This is a genomic window from Nocardia citri, assembly GCF_054065835.1.
Genome location: NZ_JBSUQM010000015.1, coordinates 38247 through 60952, shown reverse-complemented (window position 1 = coordinate 60952; position 22706 = coordinate 38247). Strand labels below are relative to the sequence as shown.

Below are 22706 nucleotides of genomic sequence, written 5' to 3'. Positions count from 1 at the left end.
GGATCTCGGACATCGAATGAGTTCACTTCTGCCCATCCTCACGTGTGTTGAACAACTGCTCGAGCCTGTCTGCCACGACACCGAGCGGCCCGGGCTCGCCGAATCCCTGGTGACTGCAGTCGATATCGATCTGCACGATCTCGCCGGTGACGAAATCGCGCCACATCTCACCCAGCGAATGTTCGCCCTCGGACCATGGCGTCCCGTCTTCGCCGCGTGCCGCTCGGAACACGACCGCATCGCCGTGGAACAACGGCGTACGCCATTGTTCCAGTATTTCCAGATTGTTCATGAACACGCGCATTCCGCGATCGAGAATTTCGGCGATATCGGGCGCATCGAGATCGTCGCCATACGTCGCCGACGCCCACGCCCGGATTACCTGCGCCGCATTTTCCGGCCCGAACGCATCCGGTTCGATGAGTTCGTTCGGGGACGCATCGAGAATGGCGAGTACCTCCACCTCACGTCCCCGAGCCGATAGCGCGCCGGCGACCGCGTGGGCCGCGATACCTCCGAACGACCAGCCCAGCAGCAGGTACGGCCCCTGCTCCTGCGTCGAGAGAATGGTGTTCGTGTAATCCTCGACCATCTCTTCGAAGGAGTTCGGCATCGGCTCGCCGTTGAATCCTCTGGACTGGAGAACGTGGATCGGCCGGTCCGGCAGGTGATCCGCGATCGATCGATACGCCCAGCCCACGCCACCGGCCGGATGGATGCACCACAGTGGCCGCCTGGTCCCGGAGTTTCGCAGCGGCAGCACCGGTGCGAAGTGATCGACGGCCCCGCCGTCGTGCAGATGTGCCGCCAGTCCGGCGACCGTCGGATGCTCGAAGACCAGCCGGATCCCGATCGCCACATCCAATTCCAGCCGGATCCGGCTCACCAGTCGCGTCGCCAGCAGCGAATGACCACCCAATTCGAAGAAGTCGTCATCGATGCCGACCCGCTCCACGCCGAGCACACCGGTGTATATCCCGATCAGGGCCTGCTCCACGGGAGTTCGCGCCGGCCGGTACGGCCTGGCCGAGACGAATTCGGGTACCGGCAGCGCGCGCCGGTCCAGTTTTCCGTTGGCGGTCAACGGAAAACGATCCAGTGCCACGATCGCGGCCGGAACCATGTAGTCCGGCAACCGCTCCCCCAGGAACCGCCGCAGATCGCCGGTTTCCACCGAATCACCATCGGCGGCAACCACATACCCGGCCAGCCGATTCGAATCACCCGATGCCAGGGCGAGCACGGCAGCCCGCGCGACCGCTGGATGCTCCAGCAGCGCCGCCTCGATTTCCCCGGGCTCGACGCGGTAGCCGCGGACCTTGACCTGTTCGTCCGAACGACCGACGTACTCGAGCACTCCGGCGCCGGTCCAGCGCACCAGGTCGCCGGAGCGGTACAACCGTGCGCCGGCGGCGGAATCGAAGGGATCGGCCACATACCGGGCCGCGGTCAACCCCGGCCGGCCCAGATACCCGCGGGACACCTGCGCACCACCGATGTACAGCTCGCCCACCACACCCACGGGCGCCGGATTCAGCGCACCATCGAGCACATAGGTCCGTACATTGCCCACCGGGCGGCCGATCGGCACCGAGGCACCGGAGGCGGCATCGGCGCCCGAGATCGTGTGGACGCTGGTGCATACCGTCCCCTCCGTGGGGCCGTACGCATTCATGATCGTCAGCCCGGGGAACCGATCACCGCACGTGGCCACCGAATAGTGGTCGAGTCGCTCGCCCGCGACCACGACATCGCGGACGTCGGCGAATATCGCGTCCGCGCGCAGGTCGTCGACGAGCGTGCGGAACAGCGAGGTGGTCAGCACCAGGGAATCCGGCCCCGCGGCCGCACCGATGCGGCGCGAATCCATCGCATCGAGGACATCACGGGAGAGCAGGACCAGTGTTCGCCCGCTCGCCAGTGCCGGCCATATCTCGTACACCGAGGCATCGAACGTCGTCGACGCGTGCACCAGGACCCGGTCTCGGGGACCCGATACCCACCCGTGCCGAATCAGGTTCGCGAGATTGCGGTGGGTGACCTGCACGCCCTTCGGCGTACCCGTCGATCCGGAGGTGTAGATGACATAGGCGAGGTTGTCCGGGCGCAGCGCGCCGCGCTGCTGTGCCTCGGTGATGTCTGTCGAATCATCAACGGCGGCAGGGTCATCGGCCAAGTCGTCGACCAGCACTCGCTCGATCGGCAGCGCGGGCAACGCGCTCGCGCTCGCACGGTCGGTCACCAGAACCGCCGGCGCGGCATCGGTCAGAACCCCAGCGATGCGCTGCGCCGGGTTCGCCGGGTCGATCGGCAGATACGCGCCTGCGGCCTTCAGCACACCCAGCAGCGCCGCGACCTGCTCGGGCGATCGCGACAGCGCAACGCCCACAATCGAATCGGGCCCGACACCGCGGTCGGCAAGGGCTCTGGCGAGCCGATTGCCGTGGCGGTCGAGCCGCGCGTAAGACCACTCCCGTCCGTCGTCGGAGACGATGGCCACCGCGTCCGGACGCGCCTGCGCCTGCTGCTCGAACAGCTCCACCAGCATGGTGTCCGCCGGTTCGGCCGAGGTCTGCTCGACCAGTTCCAGTACCTGCCGGCGCTCCTGGGCATCGAGCACGTCCAGCGTCTCGATCGACTCATACGGGGCAGCGGTGACCTGCTCGAGGACGCGCACGAACCGTGCGCTCATCGACGCCACCGTATCCCGATCGAACAGGTCGGCGGAGTATTCGGCCACGCCGTCGAAGCCGCCCGCGATCGTCGCATGCGGGGACACGCTGAATACCAGATCCATTCGGGCGGTGGCAGTTTCGACCAGGTACAGGCGGGCCTGCGCACCGGCGAAGTCGATTTCCGGGAGTTCGGTGTTCTGATACGCGAACGTCACCTGGAACAGCGGATGATGCGCCGCGGATCGTGCCGGGTTGAGCAGTTCGACGAGCCGTTCGAACGGCACGTGCTGATTGTCATAGGCGGCCAACGCTTTACGGCGAACCCGGTCCACCGTCTCGGCGAACGACGGCCGACCGGAAAGGTCGGCGCGCAGCACCCAGGTGTTGACGAAGAAGCCCACCGATTCGTCCAGCGCCGCGTCGGTCCGCCCAGCGATAGGTGAGCCGATGGCGATATCGTCGCCGCCGCCCAGCTTGTGCAGCAACACCGCGAAGCCCGCCTGCAGCACCATCGCCGTGGTCGCTTCGCACCGGCGCGCCAGCTCCTCGATCTGCGCTGCGACCTGCGGGCCGACCGCGAACCGCACGGTGCCGCCGCGATGACTGGGCCGCGCGGGCCGCGGCCGATCGACCGGCAGCGGCAGCTGATCGGGCAGTCCCGCCAGTTCGCTACGCCAGTAATCGAATTGCTGGGCCACCAGACTACCGGGATCCGACGGCTCACCAAGCAGTTCGCGCTGCCATAGCGCGTAGTCGGCGTACTGCACCGGCAACGGCCGCCACTGTGGTGCCCCGCCATGGGTGCGCGCCCGATAGGCCGTACCGAGGTCGCGCAGCAACGGCGCCAGCGACCAGCCGTCGCCCGCGATGTGATGAACAACCAGCATGAGCACGTGATCACCTGCGGCGCAACGAATCACCAATGCACGCACCGGCGCCTCGGCGGCGAGATCGAACTCGTGCCCCGCCTCGGCCGCCACCAGATCCGCGAGTTCGTTCTCGGAGGCCGCGGTCCGCACCGAGACCGGGACATCGACCTGCGCCGGGGGCAGGACCAGCTGCACCGGCGTGCCGTCGACCTCGTCGAAAACGGTGCGCAGCACCTCGTGCCGGTCGACGAGGTCACCGACCGCCGCGACCAGCGCCGGGATATCCAACTCGCCCGCCAGCCGCACCGCCATCGGCATGTTATAAGTGGCCGAGGGCCCGTCGAGCCGATGGATGAACCACAGCCGCTGCTGCGCGAACGACAGCGGGACGCGCTCGGGACGGGCCCGAGCTACCAACGCCGGCCGGGCGAGACCGGCATCGCCGACCCGCGCCGCCAGTTCCGCGACCGTGCGGTGGTCGAACACCGCCCGAATCCCGAGTTCGGCTGCCAGTTCCGCCCGGATCCGGCTCACCAGCCGCGTGGCCAGCAGGGAATGACCACCCAGCTCGAAGAAGTCGTCGTCGATACCGACGCGCGCGACGCCCAGCACACCGGCGAAAATCTCGGCCAGCTGCTGCTCGACGGGCGTGCGCGGGGCCCGGTAGGGCGCCGTGGCGTCGTACCCGGGAACCGGGAGCGCCCGCTTGTCGAGTTTTCCGTTGGTGGTCAGCGGAAGATCGTCCATGATCATGATCGCGGCCGGAACCATGAACTCCGGCAACCGCTCAGCCACGAATCGCCGCAGCTCGCTCGGTTCCACGGAGTGCCCTTGGGCCACAACGACATATCCGGCCAGCTGCCCGGATCCCGCCGGCGGGTGGGCGATCACCGCAGCCCGGGTGACCATCGGATGGCCGGCCAGCACCGACTCGACCTCGCCCGGCTCGACCCGGTGACCGCGAACCTTGACCTGCTCATCGGTGCGACCGCAGTACTCGAGCACACCGTCGCCGGTCCAGCGCACCAGATCGCCGGTGCGGTACAGCCGCTCACCCGGCACCCGCGCAAGCGGGTCGGCCACGAACCGCGAAGCGGTCAGCCCCGGGCGGCCCAGATATCCGCGCGCCAGCTGCGCACCGCCTATATACAGCTCGCCGAGCACACCGGGCGGCACCGGGCGCAGCAGGGGGTCGAGCACGAACAATCGGGTGTTGCCCAACGGTGTACCGATCGGCACGGTGGCCGCGCCGTCCGGGAACGCGACACCCCGCGGCAGCAGATGGGTGGTCGCGTAGAAGGTTTCGGTCGGTCCGTAGCCGTTGATCACCCGTGTGCCCGGCCAGACCCGAGCTACCCGATGCACCAGGCTCATCGGCAGCGCCTCACCGGCCAGCACGACGGTACCGGCCTCGACCCGATCGGCGATCCGATCGAGGATGGCCGCCAACGCCGAAGGCACCGTGGAGATCACGCTGCCCGCCCACCGGGTCCGCTCTCCCAGAGCCAGCACATCGGGGACGATCTCGACGCTGCCACCGGCGCACAGTGTCACGAAGATCTCGAACACCGAGACGTCGAACGAGACCGACGTACCGGCCAGCACATGCGGCGATGGGTCGTCTCCGTAGAGTTCGCGCATCACCACCACGGCATTCGACACGCTCGCGTGGGTCACCGCGACCCCCTTGGGCGTCCCCGTCGTGCCGGAGGTGTAGATCACGTATGCCAGGTTGTCCGGCCGCGGCGCGCGGGTCCGGGCCGGCAGGCGCTTCTCGGCGCCGCCGGCGATGTCGGCGAGGCGAACGCACCTCAGTCCGGTCGTGCGGACGGTGTCCGTGGCGGCGCTGTCATCCAGCAGCACACACACCGGCGCGGCGTCGGCGAGCAGGAACTCGATGCGGTCGGCCGGATACTCCGGATCGACCGGCAGATAGGCGCTTGCGGACTTCAGCACGCCCCAGAGCGCGGCGATCAGATCCGGCGAGCGCCGCACCATGACCGCGATCAGCGTGTCCGGCCCGGCCCCCTGGGCGATCAACGCGGCCGCGATCCGGTTCGCGCGGTCGCTCAGTTCCCGATATGTCCAGGTCTCCTCGCCGGACACCACTGCCGGCGCCTCCGGATTCGCCGCGGCTCGCTGCTCGAACAGGTTCACCACCGTCAGGTCCGCATCGACCGGTACGGGGTGCTCACTCCACATCTCCAGAATCCGCTGCCGCTCCCGCGGATCCAGCACGTCGATCGCACCGGTCGCGGGCGCCGAATCGGCCGCCAGCTGTTCCAGGACCCGGACAAGCCGGCCGGCGAGTTCGGCGATGGTCGCACGATCGAACAGGCCGGCGGCGTACTGGAAGGCCAGCCGCAGATGCGGAGTCGCCGCGGCGATGACCGCGAGCGGGTAGGAGGTGCCGTCCTCGACCTCCAGACCGGAGATGACCAGGCCGCTCGAGACCGCGGAGGCCTCGATGCCGGCGTCGTCGACCGGATACGACTCGAACACGATCACCGTGTCGAACAACGGGTTCAGGCCGGTCCGCTGGTGGGCGGCGCTCAACTCGTAGTGATGGTGCTCGAGCAGCGCGCTCTGGCTTTCCTGCACGCTTGTGAGAAGTTCTGCGACGGGCGTATTCGCGGCGATCGGCACCCGGACCGGGATGGTGTTGATGAAAGCCCCGACCATCGAATCGGATCCGTCGAGATCGGCCGGCCGGCCGGATACCGTCGCGCCGAACAGCACATCGCGTTGGCCGGTGAGATTCGCCAGCACGATCGCCCAGGCGCACTGGGCCATGGTGTTGAGCGTGACCCGGAGTTCGGCCGCACGCAGCGTCAAACGCCTCGCGACGTCCTCCGGAAGCTCCAGGTTCATGCGCCCGATCCCCTGCGCGGCGCCGGTCTCGATCTCCTGCGCCGCACGGTGATCGGCCGCACGCGCCCGCAGCACAGGTTCCAGCAGCGTCGGCTCCGTCACGCCCGCGAGGGCCTGTCCCCACGCCCGGTCGGCGGCGGCGCGGTCGCGCCGGGACAGCCACACCAGATAGTCACGATAGCCGGGAGCAAGCGAGGGCATCTCGGCGCCGGGCCCGGATGCGTACAGCCGCAGCAGGTCCCGTAGCATCAACGGCATCGACCAGCCGTCGAACAGCACGTGGTGGATGGTGAGTGCGACCTGCGCGCGATCGGGCGCGGTGATCGCGAGCGTCAGTCGCAGCAGCGGCGGCACACCGAGATCGAAATATTCCTCGCGATCTCGCTGTGCCAGCTTCCGCAGGGCGGCGTCCTGCTCGGCTTCCGGCAGACCGGTCAGATCGGCGAACCGCCATGGCAGTTCGGAATTTTCGACCACGATCGCGATGGGATCGCCGTGCGAGTCCGCCGCATAGGCGGTGCGCAGGTTCGAATAGCGGTGCAGCAGAGCCTGTCCGGCCGACCGCAGGCGTTGTGGATCGATCGCGCTGTTCACCTGCATCGCGAGGCGAATGTGATACGGGTCGAACTCCGAGTCGGCCATGCGGGCATGGAACAGCAGGCCGGCCTGCATCGGAGTGACGGGCCAGATGTCGGCGAGCCCAGGATAGCGGGCCTCGAACGCCTCGATCTCGGCCTGCCCCAGCGAAACCAGCGGCAGATCCGAGGGCGTCAGCCCGCCGGCGCCGGCGCTGCCGGCATATCGGGCGAGCCCGGCCAGTGCGGCACACCACCGCTCGGCGAGTTCGGCCACCGTTTCCCGGTCCAACACTCCGGTGGGGAATGCGAACGACGCCTGCAGGATCGGGCCCTCGGCGGTGTCGTGCGCGATGGCGTTGATGTCCAGGGCCGCGAGCACCGGCATCGCGGGATCCAGTGCCGCACTGTAACTCCGGTCCGACGCGGGCATCCACGCCTGCTCGCTGTCGTCTCGCTCGCCGGGGCCCGCGAGTCGGCCGAGATAGTTGAAGCTGATCTCGGCGTCCGGGAATTGCCCCAGGACCGCGGCGGTTTCGGGGTTGAGCTGGCGTAGCAGCCCGTATCCGATGCCCTCGTCCGGGACAGCGCGCAGTTGTTCCTTGATCCCCTTGAGCACCGCGGCGGCCGCGAGGCCACCGGCGAACGCGTCGTCCAGATCCGGTCCGGCGACATTCAGCCGCACCGGGAACACCGAGGTGAACCAGCCGATCGTGCGGGACAGCGCGGCGCCCGGGACGATGTCCTCGATGCGGCCATGACCCTCGAGCTGGATCAGCGTGGGCTCGGCGGCTTCACCGCGGTCTCGCCGCCAGGCGGCGACGGCCATGCCCAGCGCGGCCAGCAATCCATCGTTGACACCGGTTTTGAACAGGGCGGGCAATGCGGTCAGCACCGCTTCGGTCACCGGCGCCGCAATCTCGACCTCGACGCGATCGACCGTGGCCACGACATCCACCGCGGGATCCAAGCGGCGAGACCCCAGGCAGCGAGCCGGGGTATCCACGACCGAACCCCACCACGACAGCTCGGCCACCCGCACCGGGGTCGCCGCCTCGTCGAGCAGTGCGTGCGCCCACCGCCGCACCGAGGTGCCCGCGGCGGGCAGCGCCGGCTCGGCTCCCGACCGCACCTGCGACCACGCTGCGGCCAGATCCGGCAACAGGATCCGCCACGACACACCATCGATCACGAGATGATGGATGATGACCGCGAGCAGCCCGACCCGGTCGGCACCGTGGTCGAACCAGACGAACTGCAGCATGACACCCGCACGCGGGTCCAATCGCCCTGTGCCGGAGTCCAATTCGGTCTCGATCGCCGCGTCGGCGGTCGCCGTGCCGATAAGGTCGACCCGCCGCAGCATCGAGTCGACGTCGACCGTGCCCGCGGGCAGCATCTCCATGCCCGGTCCGCGCTCGTCCTCGACCAGGCGCGCCCTGAGACCGTCGTGGTGATCGATCACCGCGGTCAGCGTGGCCAGCAAACCGGCGTGGTCGACACCTACCGGCAGGTTCACCAGCACCGTCTGCGAGAACCGATCGAATCCGGACTCGTGCCGCCGCACCCACCTCGCGACCGGCAGCAGCGGCGCCCAGCCCACACCTCCGCCGGGCAGCTCCACGAGCACCGGACCAGTATCGTCCCGCCCGGCCGCCAGGGCACCCAGTGCGGCAATCGTGCGGTGCTGGAACACTTCCCGGGGCGTCACCAGCACACCGGCCGCCCGGGCGCGCGAGACGACCTGGATCGAACGGATGCTATCGCCGCCCATCTCGAAGAAGTCGTCGTCGATACCTATCCGATCCACGCCCAGGACACCGGCGAAGACGTCCGCGAGCACCTGCTCGGCTTGTCCGCGCGGCGCCCGATACGCCACCGCCGATACGAACTCCGGGTCCGGCAAGGCACGTTTGTCGAGTTTTCCGTTGGCGGTCAACGGGAATCGATCGACGACCATGACGACGGACGGAACCATGAACTCGGGCAGCCGCTGGCCGACGAACCGCCGCAACTCCCCCGCATCGATGGTCGCATCCGCCGACGCGGCAGTCACATACGCGATGAGCCGCTTCCCACCGCCGGAGTCGGAGCGGGCCAGGACCACCGCCCCCGAGACCGCCGGATCGGCGGTCAGCGCGGCCTCGACCTCGCCGGGCTCGATCCGGAAGCCCCGGACCTTGACCTGATCGTCAGCGCGGCCGGCGAATTCGAGCACCCCGGCCGCGGTCCAGCGAACCAGGTCGCCGGTCCGGTACAGCCTGCCGCCGCCGAACGGATCGGCGACGAACCGGGCCGCGGTCAACCCCGCGCGCCCCAGATAGCCACGGGCCAACTGACCTCCGGCCACATACAGTTCGCCGGCTACGCCCACCGGGACCGGTCGCAGCCGGTCGTCCAGCACGAATATCCGGGTGCCGGCCAACGGCCCACCGATCGGAACCGCCGCACCGCGGCTGGCTGCGACCGGGTACGAGGTGACGGCCACCGTCGCCTCGGTCGGACCGTAGAGATTCCTGACCTCGACCTCCGGCCTGGCCGAGGTGATCAGCTGGGCGGACCGGGCATCGAGCGCATCGCCGCCGGTGTGCAGGGCGGTCAGAGATTCGAGATCACCTGTCGCGGCGGCGGATACGATCTGCTCGGCCAGACCAGCCAGCAGTGACGGCGACACGAAGACCTTCGAGATGCGGTGCTCGCGGATCAGCGCGGCCATCTGCTCCGGGTCCAATCGGCCCGGGGCGGCGACGATGACGGGCGCACCCGAGGCCAGCGCCGGCCACAGCTCATAGGTCGACGCGTCGAACGCGGTCGTCGACTGCATCAACACCGGTTCCCCCGGCCCCGGCCGCCAGGCATTCGGCACCAAGCAGGCCACATTGCCCTGGGTGACGACCACGCCCTTGGGAGTACCGGTGGATCCGGAGGTATATATGACATAGGCCGGATGCGACGGCTCGAGCGGATGTGACCGCGGCCCGGCGGTGATCGGCGCATCATCGTGCGCAGCTGCCGCATTCACGATCTGCGGGTCGTCGATGACCAGGACCGGATCAGCGTCGCCGAGCATGAATTCGATGCGTTCGGCTGGGTAGTCCGGATCGATGGGCAGGTAGGCGCCACCGGCCTTCAGCACCGCGAGTACGGCGACGACGAACTCGACCGAACGCGGCAATGCCACCGCGACAATCGATTCCGGTCGCACTCCCCGTCCGGCGAGATCGCGCGCGAGCCGGTCGGCGCGGGCGTGCAGCTCGCCGTAGGTCAACCGCACCGGCCCGGAGATGATCGCAACGGCCTCCGGCGTCGCCGCGGCCCGGCGTTCGAGCAGCTCGGTGATCGTGGTGTGGCTGTCCGGACCCACCGATGTCGCCCGGCCGCTCCATACGTGGAGGATCCGGTGACGCTCGTATTCGGCGAGAATGTCCACCGCATCGACGGCAACGGCGGGGTCGGTGACCAGTGTGCCCAGCAGCCGGACGAATCGGTCCGCCAGCTGCTGCACGGTCGAGCGGTCGAACAGGTCCGTGGCGTACTCGATGGAGCCTGTCCAGCCCGCATCGCGGGCATCGGTCGCGGGGGTGTCGAGGATGGTGAAGGACAGGTCGAATCGGGACGTGCCGATGGACAGCGGGATCGCCCGCGTTCCCAGCCCGGCGAGCCCGATCTCGGACAGCGGGTTGTTCTGGAAGGCGAGAGCCACCTGGAACAGCGGGTGATGCGCGGGCGAGCGCACTGGATTCAGCAGTTCCACCAGCAGCTCGAACGGAACATCCTGATTCGCGTAGGCGGACAGGGCCTTCTCGCGCACCTGCGCCAGGACATCGGCGAACGACGACCCCGCCGCGATCGTGGCCCGCATGACCCACGTGTTGATGAAGATCCCGACCAGATTGTCGAGCGCCGAATCCGTGCGCCCCGCGATCGGAGATCCGATCGAGATGTCCTCGCCCGCGCCGAGTCTGAACAACAAGACCGCCAGCGCCGCCTGCAACACCATCGACGCGGTCGCGCCCGTACCACGAGCCAGATCCTCGACCGCTCGCCGCAGGTCCGATTCCACGACGAACTCGATCGTGTCACCGCGGTTGGATGCCGTCGGCGGCCTCGGCCGGTCGGCCGGCAGTCGAATCAGCTCGGGCAGGCCGGTCAATTCGCCTCGCCAGTAAGCGAATTGCCGCGACAGCACGCTGTCCGGATCCGATGTGTCGCCCAGCAGGTCGCGCTGCCACAGCGTGTAGTCGATGTATTGCACCGGCAGCGGTGTCCACTGCGGTACGCGTCCGCCACTTCGGGCCCGGTACGCGTATGCCAGATCGCCCAGTAGCGGGGCCAGCGACCAGCCGTCGCCGGCGATGTGATGCAACACGAGCACCAGTACGTGATCGTCGGCGGCGCAACGGATCACCGATCCACGCACCGGAATTTCGCGGGCCGGATCGAATTCGTGACCGGTTTCGCGGCGCACGAGTTCGGCGAGTTCGTCGTCCGATTGCGCCGACTGGACGGTGAAGACCGTTTCCGGGTCGGGAACCGATTGGACGACCTGGACGGGAATACCGTCGATGTCGTCGAAGGTCGTGCGCAATGCCTCGTGACGGCCGAGGACATCACCGAGCGCGGCGATCAGCGCCGGCAGGTCCAGCGCGCCGGACAATCGGACCGCCATCGGCATGTTGTAGGTGGCCGACGGGCCGTCGAGCTGGTGGATGAACCACAGCCGCCGCTGCGCGAAGGACAACGGCACCGCGGCCGGTCGCTCCCGCGCGATCAGCAGCGGGCGGGCGACGCCCGAATCGGTCAGCTGCCCAGCCAGTTCGGCGACCGTCGGGCAGTCGAACACGGTCCGGATCGCTAGTTCGGTACCCAGCTCGGAACGAATCCGGCTCACCAACCGGGTCGCCAGCAGCGAATGCCCGCCCAACTCGAAGAACGAATCGTCGATACCCACCCGGCCGACACCCAGCACCTCGGCGAACAACCCGGCCAGCAGCTCTTCGCGCTCATTACGAGGGCCTCGATAGCTCGCCGCGGCACCGAATTGCGGATCCGGCAGGGCACGCCGGTCCAGTTTCCCGTTGGGCGTCAACGGGAACCGATCGAGCACCACCACCGCGGCCGGAACCATGAACTCCGGCAATCGATTCGCCACATACCGCCGGATGTCGGCAGCCACCCCGTTCGGCCCGGCGTGCGGGTCCGCGGTCCGGTCCGTATCGCTGCCTGCGCCGGCGGGTGTGATGTATCCGACGAGTTGGTTGCCGTCACCGGTCGCACCGGGGCGGGCGACCACGACTGCCTGGTCGACCGCCGGGTGAGCCGCCAGGACGGACTCGACCTCACCGAGTTCGATCCGGAAACCTCGGATCTTCACCTGATCGTCGGCGCGGCCCACGTATTCCAGCGCACCGGTGGCGGTCCAGCGAACCGCGTCGCCGGTGCGATACAGGCGACCGCCACCGACCGGATCGAAGGGATCGGCCACGAATCGCGCGGCGGTCAAGCCGGCCCGCGCCAAATACCCGCGAGCCAACTGGTCTCCGGCAACATACAACTCACCGGCGACCCCGGCGGGCACCGGTCGCAACCACCCGTCGAGGACGAACAGCCGCACGGCCGCCAGCGGACGACCGATGCACACACCCGGCCCGCCTGGTTCGACGAGCGCGGTGGTGGTCAGGACGGTCGCCTCGGTCGGGCCGTACCCGTTGACGATGCGCGTGCCCGCGAGTTCCGCGCCGATCCGCTCGACGAGCGCATCGGTCAAGGGTTCGCCCGCGAAAATGATGGTATCGGTGCTGATCCGGATATCCGGGCTGCCGAGCAGTTCGGTGAACGCCGACGGAACGGTGCTGATCAGAGCGCCGTTCCAGCCGCCCCGCCCAATCAGGGCGAGAATGTCGTCGACCAGTTCCAGACTCGCGCCGATGCCTAGCGCGGCGAAAATCTCCAGCACCGACACATCGAACGCCACCGAGGTAGTCCCCAATATCCGGTCGCCACCGTTCATCCCGGTCCTGGCAGCCAGTTCACCCAGCGCCGCGGCGACATTGCGTTGGGTGACCACGACGCCCTTGGGCCGGCCGGTGGAGCCGGAGGTGTAGATGACGTACGCCGGGTGCGGAGGCCGCAGCGGTCCGCGGCGCTCGGCGTCGGTGACAGCCGCGTTGCCGAGAGTGGCGACCTGGGCGGCCGTGCCGGGTTCGTCCACGATCAGAAGTGGTGGCGGCGAGGCGATGTCGAGGTCGGTGAACCGCTCGGTCAGCGAACTCTCGGTGAGCACCAACACCGGTGCGGCATCGGTGAGCATGAAGCCGATGCGCTCGGGCGGGTATCTCCAGTCGACGGGCAGGTAGGCGCCGCCGGCCTTCAGCACCGCCAGCAGCGCGACGATCATCTCCGCCGAACGCGGCAACGCCACGGCGACAACCGTTTCCGGTCCCGCACCGCGCTCGATCAGCAGGCGCGCGAGCTGGTTGGCGCGCGCATGCAGCGCACGGTAGGTCAGCTCCACAGCGCCGGACACCACCGCGACCGCATAGGGTGTCGCGACTGCCTGACGCTCGAGCAGCTCGATCAGCGTGCCCCCGGCCGGCTGCGGCGGCTGCGCTGTGGAGCCGCTCCACACCTCGAGGATCCGGCGGCGCTCGTCGTCGGCCAGGATGTCCGCCGCACCGACGGCACCGGCCGGCGCGGTCACCATGATGCCGAGCACGCGCACGAACCGCTCCGCCAGCTGCTCGACGGTGGCCCGATCGAACAAATCGGTCGCGTACTCGATGAAGCCGACCCACCCGGCGGTCTCCGGCGCGTCCGCGACGCTGAAGAACAGGTCGAACCGGGACGTGCCGGTGGACACGAACGCCGGCGTCGCGGCGGTGTCACCGAGATCCAGGGTCGGCCAGGTGTTGTTCTGGAACGCGAGGGCGACCTGGAACAGCGGATGATGTCCGGGCGAACGGGCCGGGTTGAGCAGTTCGACCAGCAATTCGAAGGGCAGGTCCTGGTTTGCGTACGCGCCCAGTGCCTTATCGCGAACCTGGCTCAGGATGTCGGTGAACGATGCCGCCGGCGCGATCGTCGTGCGCAGCACCCAGGTGTTGATGAAGCATCCGACCAGCTCGTCGAGCGCCTCGTCGGTCCGTCCCGCGATCGGAGCGCCGATCGAAATATCCTCGCCGGCACCGAGTTTGAACAGCAGCACCGCCAGCGCGGCCTGCAACACCATGGATGGGGTCGCACTCGCCGTCCGGGCCAGGTCCTCGACTCCGCGGCGCAGCGGGCCGTCGACCACGAGTTCGATGGCGTCACCGCGCGAGGAAGCGACCCTCGGGCGAGGCCGGTCGGTGGGTAGCTGCAGCACGTCCGGCAGCCCGGCCAATTCCGCACGCCAGTAGGCGAATTGGCCGGCCGTGAGGCTACGGGGATCCGATGGCTGGCCCAGGAGTTCACGCTGCCACAGGGCGTAGTCGATGTATTGCACCGGCAGTGGCTGCCAGTCGGGTGCGGACCCACCGCGCCGCGCTCGATAGGCGACGCCGAGATCGCGCAGCAGCGGCGCCAGCGACCAGCCGTCCCCGGCGATGTGGTGCACCACCAGCACCAGAACGTGCTGCGTGACCGACGATGTGGCGGCTGGGCGGCTGCGCAGCAGGGACGCCCGCAGAGGGACCTCGCCGGCCAGGTCGAACCGATAGCGCGCGGCCTCGGCCACCGCCACGTCCACCGCATCGGCGTCGACATCGGCCACCGAGACCGGCACGGTGAGCGCGTCGACGTCGAGAACCTGCTGGGTGGCAACACCATCGGAGTCGGCCAGCACCGTGCGCAGGCTTTCGTGCCGCGCGAGCAGATCACCGATGGCGGCGGTCAGGACCTCGGGGTCCACCTCGGCCGGGAATCGCAACACCAGCGGCATGTTGTAGGTGGCCGAGGGACCCTCGAGCTGATGGAGGAACCACAGCCGCTGCTGCGCGAACGACAACGGCACCCGGCGCGGGCGCTCGGACTTGCTCACGCGTATGCGAACGGTCCCGGCCCGGGACAGTTCCGGCGCGAGCGAGGCGACCGTGGGGCAGTCGAACACGGTCCGGATCGGGACTTCCACACCAAGCTCGGAACGAATCCGGCTGACCAACCGGGTCGCCAGCAGCGAATGCCCGCCCAACTCGAAGAACGAATCATCGGCACCCACCCGCCCGACACCCAGCACCTCGGCGAACAACCCGGCCAGCAACTCTTCGGTGGGGTTCGCGGGTGCGCGGTACTGCGTGGTCGCACCGAACTGCGGATCCGGCAGTGCCCGCTTGTCCAGTTTTCCGTTCGGCGTCAACGGGAACCGATCGACCACAACTACCGCTGCTGGAACCATGAACTCCGGCAACCGGTCCGCCACGAATCGCCGGATATCGGCCGCGAGCAGCCCGCTGTTCGGGGTGTTCGCGTAGGTTACCGACTCCCGCATCGGCTGATTCGGCAGGTACAGATCGGTGAGCCGCCGGTCGCCGCGGACAGCCTCGTCGATGAACACCACGTCCATGCACTCCGGCCGCGACGACCAGGTCGCCGCGACGGCGAACCCGTGCTGCGCGCCGAGGACGTGGAAGTCCTCGGGCGCCAACCCGGCGCGGTCACGTGGGATTCCAACGATCCGCACGAACCCGGCGCGATGGGCGCTCAGCAGCCGCTCCAGGCCCGCCGGCTCATCCCCGACCAGGTCATCGAACCCGAGGCACGGCGCGTCCCGCAGCGACAACGCCTGCGCCGGCTGCTTTCCCAGGACGACGTCGTAACGGAACCGGGTCAGCTCGTTGACCGCTCGTCCCCGCTTGCGCTGCACATCGACCGACCCGATCTCGGGGTGTTCCTCTGCCAGTGCGGCGAAAAACTCAGGGGCCAGCAACAATTCCTGCTCACCCCACCGGCCGCCGCGAGCGATCTCCACCTCGGCGGTGAACTCGTCGAACAGCGCCAGATTCCGGATGTCGCCGAGGAACACCGCCCCGCCCGGAGCCAGCCGGTCGATCGCCACCTCGATAACGCGCCGGAGGTAGTCGGCGTTGGGGAAGTATTGAACGACCGAGTTCACCACGACGGTGTCGAAATAGCCCGCGGGAAAGTCATCGACCGCGTCGGCCGCCCGGGTCTCCAACCGTACCCGCGCCGGCCAGGCCGCGTCCAGGGCGCCCATATCCGCCCGCAAGACCTCGATGGTGGCCGGGGAGAGATCCACACCCCAGTACTCGTCGCAGTCCGGAGCCAGCTGCGACAGCAACAGTCCCGACCCGACACCGATTTCGAGGATGCGTCGGGGGTTCAGCGCCCGGATCCGGTCCACCGTCGCGTCGCGCCACTCCCGCATCTGCTCGAGCGGAATCGGCTCACCAGTGAAGCTGCTGTTCCAGCCGCTGAAATCGTGACCGAACTCGAATGACGAATCGGCCGAGTACAAGTCGTCGTACACGCGCTGCCACTGGTCGACCAGTTCGGCGTCCACGCGAGCGCCGTCGTCCGCCGAACCGTCGGCCCGCACGTAGCCGATCAGCTGCTTCCCGTCGCCGGTCGCGGTGTCGCGGGCAACCACCACCGCCTGCGCGACCGCGGGGTGAGCCGCCAGCGCCGCCTCGACCTCACCCGGCTCGATCCGAAAGCCTCGAATCTTCACCTGATCGTCGGCGCGGCCCACATACTCCAGCCCACCCTCGGCAGCCCACCGAACCACATCGCCGGTGCGATACAGCCGGCCCCCGCCCACCGGATCGAACGGATCGGCGACGAACCGCAACGCGGTCAATCCCGCACGCCCGAGATACCCGCGCGCCAATTGCGCACCGGCCACATACAATTCGCCCGGCACGCCGACCGGCACCGGGCGCAACCAGCCGTCCAGCACGAACGTCCGCAGGCCAGCCAGCGGGCCACCGATCGGGCTGGCGTTCGACATCGCGTGCGCAGAGGCCAGTTCGAGGTGGGTGACGTGCACGGTCGTCTCGGTGATCCCGTACATATTGATCAGCGCCGGGGCATCCTGGTGCGCCCAGAAGTCTTGCCAGGGCGTCAATTTGGACGGGTCGAGCGCCTCGCCGCCGAACACGACCATACGCAACCGCACGGTCGCCGGGCCCTGCGCGGGCAGCGCCGACATCAGCGCGTAGAAGGCGGCCGGCGTCTGGTTGAGGATCGTCACCTGCTCGGCGACAAGATGTTTCCACAGCTCACGCGGAGACCTGGCATCCTCGCGAGACAGCACCACCAATTGGCAACCGTGCGCCAGCGCACCCCAGATCTCCCAGACCGAGAAGTCGAATGCCTGCGAGTGACACCATGCCCAGACATCGTCCCGGTCGAAGCGACACCAGAACTGAGTGGCCGAGAACAGCGACGAGACATTGCGATGGCTGACCACCACACCCTTCGGAGCGCCGGTCGACCCGGAGGTGTAGATGACGTACGCCGGGTGCTCCGGACGCAGCCAGCCGCGGCGTTCGCTGTCATCGATCGCCGAATCATCCAGTGCAGCAAGCTCGTCGACGAACTCGGCCGCATCGGCCAGCAGCATCGGCGGCGTCGACTCGCCCGTCACCTCGGCGATGGTGGAGGCCAGTTCACTGTCGGTGACCATCAGCGCCGGAGCGGCGTCACTCACGATGTAACCGATGCGGTCGAGCGGATAGACGGTATCGATCGGCAGATAGGCAGCGCCGGTCTTCGACACCGCGAGCAGGGCGACGATCAGCTCGACCGATCGCGGCAACGCCACGGCCACAATCGATTCCGGGCCCGCGCCGCGACCGATGAGCGCGCGCGCCAGCCGGTTCGCGCGCGCGTGCACCGCACGGTAGGTCAGGCGCTGCGGCCCCGCCACCAGTGCCACCACGTCCGGGACAGCCGTCGCCTGCTGCTCGAGCAGATCGACCAGGGTGGACTCGCTGACCGGATGATCGCGCACCGCACCGCCCCACGCGAGGATCCGGTCCCGCTCGGCGTCGTCGAGCAACTGCACCGCACCCACCGGTGTGGCCGGATCGAGCGCGGCCCGCTCCAGATACGCAACGATGACGGTCAGGAACAACTCGAGATCGGCGTCGGTGTAATACCGGGAGTTGGCCTCGAGGGTCACGAAGCCGTCGGACGACAACCCGGTCGGATACTGGAAGAAGATCGACAGATCGCCGGCGATGCCGGTGGAACCGATATGCGGTGCGGCGGTGTCGGCCGATGGCAGCATCGTGTCGGAATAGGGGATGACGTTCACCGAGGGCCCGAAAGGATTCCGCCCGGAGTCGGGAAGGCCCAGATCGCGGCGAATATTCGTCAGCCCGTACCGAGAATGACGGCGGGCGCCGGCCAAACCCGCTTGGATCTGCGCGGCGACCGCGGCGAGGGAATCGTCGAAGGCCATCTCGACGGACACCGGCACCGAATCGGCCAGCATGCAGGGGGTATTCTTCACGGCCCCCCGGCGATTCGAGACGGGAACCTGCAGGCAGAATCGATCCCGTTGCGAGAGCGACCAGGACAGCGCGGCGCCTGCGGAGATCAGCAGGCAGGACAAGGCCAATCGCTGCGACGACGCTGCCTTGGCGAGCTGGTCCAGCAGATGGACCGGGATCGGCGCCCTCCGGAAAAGCCACGATCCGGCTGCGGACGGTTCGCCGCTTCCGGGCAGCACCAGCGGCTCGACGGTCTGGGGCAGATATCCCGCCCAGTAGTCGCGCGCCCGGCTGCGCAGCGCGTCATCGAAACCGCGCTCATGCTCGACGACTTCCTGCTGACCGGTGAACTCGCTTTCCGGAATGCTCGCACCGCAGGCCATGGCGGCGTATACGTCCATGACGCGCTGCGTCCAGATCATGACGCTGAAGCCATCCATGATCAGATGGTGGAAGGTCACGTACAGGAAGTGGCGATTCTCGTCGAGCCGCAGGACGTGCGCCCGCAGCAACCGATCACGTCCTGGATCGAACTCCACCGCCGCGTCGGCCGCCATGAACGACGTGGCGGTGGCCGCGGCGTCGGCGCCGTGGTGCGCGAAATCACGGTAGCCGATATCCAATTCGTCGTCGGCGCGTTCGGCGAACCAGACCTCGTCGTTATCGCGCACCACGTTCACGCGCAGGGTCCGCGACTCGCGCCAGACTTGGCGCAAGGCGTCGAACAGCACCTTCAGATCGACATCCGCAACCAGGTCGACATGCCCGAACTGATTACCGACCAGACCACGATTCAGGTCCTGAGCCAGCATGAGTTCACGCTGGAACGCTGTCAATTCGAACCGGGAGCGATCAGGATGCATAATACTCAATCCCCAGGGTGCAATCACAATCGGAAGTCTGTGTGTGTGTTTTCCGGGCACTTACCCGCGGATGCGGTGCGCGGTCCTGGCATGCGGCGCCGTCAGCGGGACCCGCGGTCGACGCTGACCACGACTTGACCGATTTCGAGAATCGGCTCTCCCGCAACGGTGCTCACCCCGGTGCAGATCGCCGCACCGGCGATGGCCTTCACTATGTCCACCCGATGTTCCACCGTCTCGCCGGCGAACGCCGGGCGGATGAACCTGATGTTCCGAAGCCGACCGACCAGGACCGCCGAGTCGGAGCGGCCCTCGTCCCAGCGCGCCAGGGCCGCCGCTGCCTGCAACCAGGACTCCAGGATCAGGTAGGACGGAAAGCAATCCGCGTACCAGGGCGCGTCTGCGTCGATCGTCACGAATCCGCGGAGATTGTCCCCCGGATTCACGTCGGAGACTCGATCGAGCAGCAGGACCGGCCTGCGGTGCGGGATGAGTTCGGTCAGATCCATCAGGATGCCTCGTACCGCAAGACCATTCGGCAGCTCTCGCCGCGAGCCGTGGACACGACGACGGTGACCGTGGCCCCGCCACCGGACAGCCGAACGGTCAGCTGATCCCCTGGCAGCACGGCGTCGGCGAACTTCGCCGACTCCACGCCGACGAGTTCGGACTCCGCCATCGCGCTGCCGCGGACCGCGCGATGGGCCATATCGATCAGGCACACCCCGGGCACCACCGGCCTGCCCGGAAAGTGACCATCGAACACGGCCGATCCGGCATCCACGGTTGTCGTCAGCACAGCGGGCGAGAGTTCGGTGAAGTGCCAGTCGAACGGAGTCACCAGATTCGCAACAGTGCGCATGCCACCCGCCCTTCGTCATCGCAGGTGGTTACCATCGCGATCCGGCCGCGATCGCCCGGGGCGACAAGCAGTTCCAGGATCTGGAATCCAGCCGACGCCGCCCGGGTGTCACCGAACAGGTCCAGGCCGGCAGTCGCCAGCCGTACGTCACCGAGGACGTCGCAGATCGCCGACGACTCGGCGGCACCACGCTCGCCGACACTCGGAGACGGGGCCACGACCTCGACCTGATCAGCACGAATATCGCTGCGGTGCAATGCGCTTGTGATGCAGTCGGACAGAGCGGAGTCCAGCTCGCTGACATCGAAATACGCACCGAACTCCACGGCGAGCAACTCGGCCAGTGGCTCGGTGCCCGCAGGTCGCGATTCGAATGTCTCGAGCGCAAAGACGACACAGCCCTCACCGGCGGGCCGAGTGGAGCCGGTCTCATTCTCCGCTGCCTCGTAGGCAGCACGGGCCGCGCTGTACTCCTCCACCCCACCACACAGGATGGTGTGCGCATGTCCGCCCAGCTGTAGCCGGCGAGCGTAGTTGAGCGCCAGCAGACTTCCCGCGTGGCTGCCACAGATGGTGGTGTTCGGGCCTTTCAGCTGATGCCAGATGGCGGACTGCCCGGCATGAAAGTTCATGAGACTGGCGGGAATCTTGCCGGGCTCCACCTGATAGGGCTTGGCATAGCTCCAGGTGTCGCGGGCGAAGTCGACGACCGCCTGCATGTTGTCGCTCACGCTGAGGACGAGCCCGATCTCGTTGCTCGACAGCGGCTCATCGGTGCCGTGCCCGAGCCGGCGGGCCAGTTGCCCGACCACGGATACCGCGAGCCCGGTCGCCCGTTCCATCGACCGGGTTCCCTTCCTGCCCAGCGCCTTCTGGATGTCGAAGTCCTGGATCAGCCGCGGCCCCGGGGCGGCCGAAGCGGCCGCAGCGCCGGCGCCCATCGCCTGCACGTGCGCGTCCGCTCTGAGACCCAGTGGAGAGTGGGCCTCCCAGGCGGTGATGACGGTTCTCATCGGTGCCTCCCCAGAATGAGGACAGAATTGTTGCCACCGAAGGCGAGTGCGTTGTTCTGAACGATGCGTAGCTCGGCGGTCCTCGCGACGTTGGGGACACAATCGATCTCGATATCGGGATCGGGCTCGGAAAAGTTGATCGTCGGCGGGATGAATCCGTCGGTCAGCGCTAGCGCGCAGGCTGCCGCGGCGAGGGCGCTGGCGGCGCCCATCGCATGACCGAGCATCGATTTGATCGAGATCGTCGGCGGTGGGACGGCTCCGAAAACGTCCCGGATGGCGGAGGTCTCGGTCAGGTCGTTGGCCTTGGTGCCCGTGCCGTGCGCGGAGATGAAATCAACTTGGTCCGGTGTGATTCCGGCGTTGGCGTGGGCTCGTGTCATGCATCGGGCCAGGCTGTCGCGGTCCGGGGCCACCGGATGGCTGGCGTCGCAGGATAATCCGTAACCGAGGACTTCGGCGTAGATGCGCGCACCGCGGGCCAGCGCCGAGTCGAGGCTCTCGAGAACCAGGATGGCACCACCTTCGCCGGTGAGTATGCCCTTGCGGTCGCGGTCGAACGGCTGGCAGACCTCCGGTGCGATGGTGCCCAGCCGATAGAAGCCCGCGAACGTATTCCGCACGAGCGCATCGGCACCGCCGCAGAGGGCGATATCCGCCTCGCCGGCAGCGACGGCCTGGAAGCCGTAGCCGATGGCATAGTTGCCGGCCGCGCAGGCGGTGGGAATCGTCACCGCCTCGGTGATCGAAAAGCCCAGTTCCCGTGCAATATCCGCCGATATCCGGCTCGACCGGTGTCGTCGCGCGACCTGCGGGTCGATATCCTCGGAACCGGTGGCCTGCTGGCGTTCGACCTGGAATTCCACCTCCCGGCTTTCGCCGTTCGTGGTGCCGACGGCGATGAGCGAGCGTCGTTGCCGAGCGTCGTCCAGCGGAATTCCGGCGTCGTCCATGGCCATTCGAGCGCATCCGACGGCGAAGCCGGTGGCTCGGCCCATGTCGTCGGGCGCGAGTTGCCGAATCCATTGGCCAGCAGTGAAATCCGTGACCTCACAGGCGTTCGTGTTTTCGAAACCTGCCGTAGCGAAGCCGGTAATCGGCTTGGCCCCCGACCGGCCCGCACGCAGGGCCTCGGAGAACTCCGCCGGCCCGATGCCGATGCTGCTCGCGATGCCCAGGCCGCTGATGACGACACGCATCACCGGGTGCCGCTCCCCGCCTCCGCTTGTGCCTCGACGACGAGCGCGTACGTCCTTCCGAGGTTCACCATCTCGGTCAGGCGTTCCGGGTCGATGGTGATACCGAATCGGCGTTCCAGCGCGGAAAGAATCTCGATGCCCAGCAGCGAATCCGCGTCGTAATCGTCGCGGTAGTCGCCGTCCCAGGAAAGGTCGGCCGGGTCGAGTTCCAGAACCCCGGAAACGATATCGACGACCTCAGCGTAGAGATCGGCGTCTATATCGATACCGTGCGTCATTGCCGTGCTCCGTCTCGTATACGTCAATTGAGGAATTGCGCCGCGACTTCCGCGACGTCAGGATCACAT

At 68.0% G+C, this 22706-nt stretch carries 6 protein-coding genes; all 6 read right to left on the bottom strand.

The features are described from left to right. Nucleotides 1-22: 22 nt before the first annotated feature. The 6 genes from ACW2Q0_RS20335 to ACW2Q0_RS20310 all read right to left on the bottom strand — a co-directional run bounded on the left by ACW2Q0_RS20335 (nucleotide 23) and on the right by ACW2Q0_RS20310 (nucleotide 22637). On the bottom strand, nucleotides 23-19285 hold the full coding sequence (locus ACW2Q0_RS20335; RefSeq protein WP_457192434.1) for an amino acid adenylation domain-containing protein: 19263 nt from the start codon (nucleotides 19283-19285) through the stop codon (nucleotides 23-25). Nucleotides 19286-19386: 101 nt separating this feature from the next. Continuing rightward, nucleotides 19387-19794 (bottom strand): 3-hydroxyacyl-ACP dehydratase FabZ family protein, encoded by a 408-nt coding sequence (locus ACW2Q0_RS20330; RefSeq protein WP_457192432.1) that lies wholly within the window; start codon nucleotides 19792-19794, stop codon nucleotides 19387-19389. Then, nucleotides 19794-20147 (bottom strand): ApeI family dehydratase, encoded by a 354-nt coding sequence (locus ACW2Q0_RS20325; RefSeq protein WP_457192430.1) that lies wholly within the window; start codon nucleotides 20145-20147, stop codon nucleotides 19794-19796. Before ACW2Q0_RS20325 ends, ACW2Q0_RS20330 begins: the two co-directional genes overlap by 1 nt. Then, the gene (locus tag ACW2Q0_RS20320; RefSeq protein WP_457192428.1) at nucleotides 20123-21160 is read right to left on the bottom strand and encodes a beta-ketoacyl synthase N-terminal-like domain-containing protein; all 1038 of its coding nucleotides are present in this window, start codon (nucleotides 21158-21160) and stop codon (nucleotides 20123-20125) included. Before ACW2Q0_RS20320 ends, ACW2Q0_RS20325 begins: the two co-directional genes overlap by 25 nt. Beyond that, entirely contained in the window at nucleotides 21157-22359 is a 1203-nt protein-coding gene (locus ACW2Q0_RS20315; protein ID WP_457192529.1) for a beta-ketoacyl-[acyl-carrier-protein] synthase family protein, read from the bottom strand. The genes ACW2Q0_RS20320 and ACW2Q0_RS20315 overlap by 4 nt, the downstream gene beginning before the upstream one ends. Next, complete coding sequence (locus ACW2Q0_RS20310; protein WP_457192426.1) at nucleotides 22359-22637, bottom strand: acyl carrier protein; 279 nt, start codon at nucleotides 22635-22637, stop codon at nucleotides 22359-22361. The genes ACW2Q0_RS20315 and ACW2Q0_RS20310 overlap by 1 nt, the downstream gene beginning before the upstream one ends. Nucleotides 22638-22706: the final 69 nt, after the last annotated feature.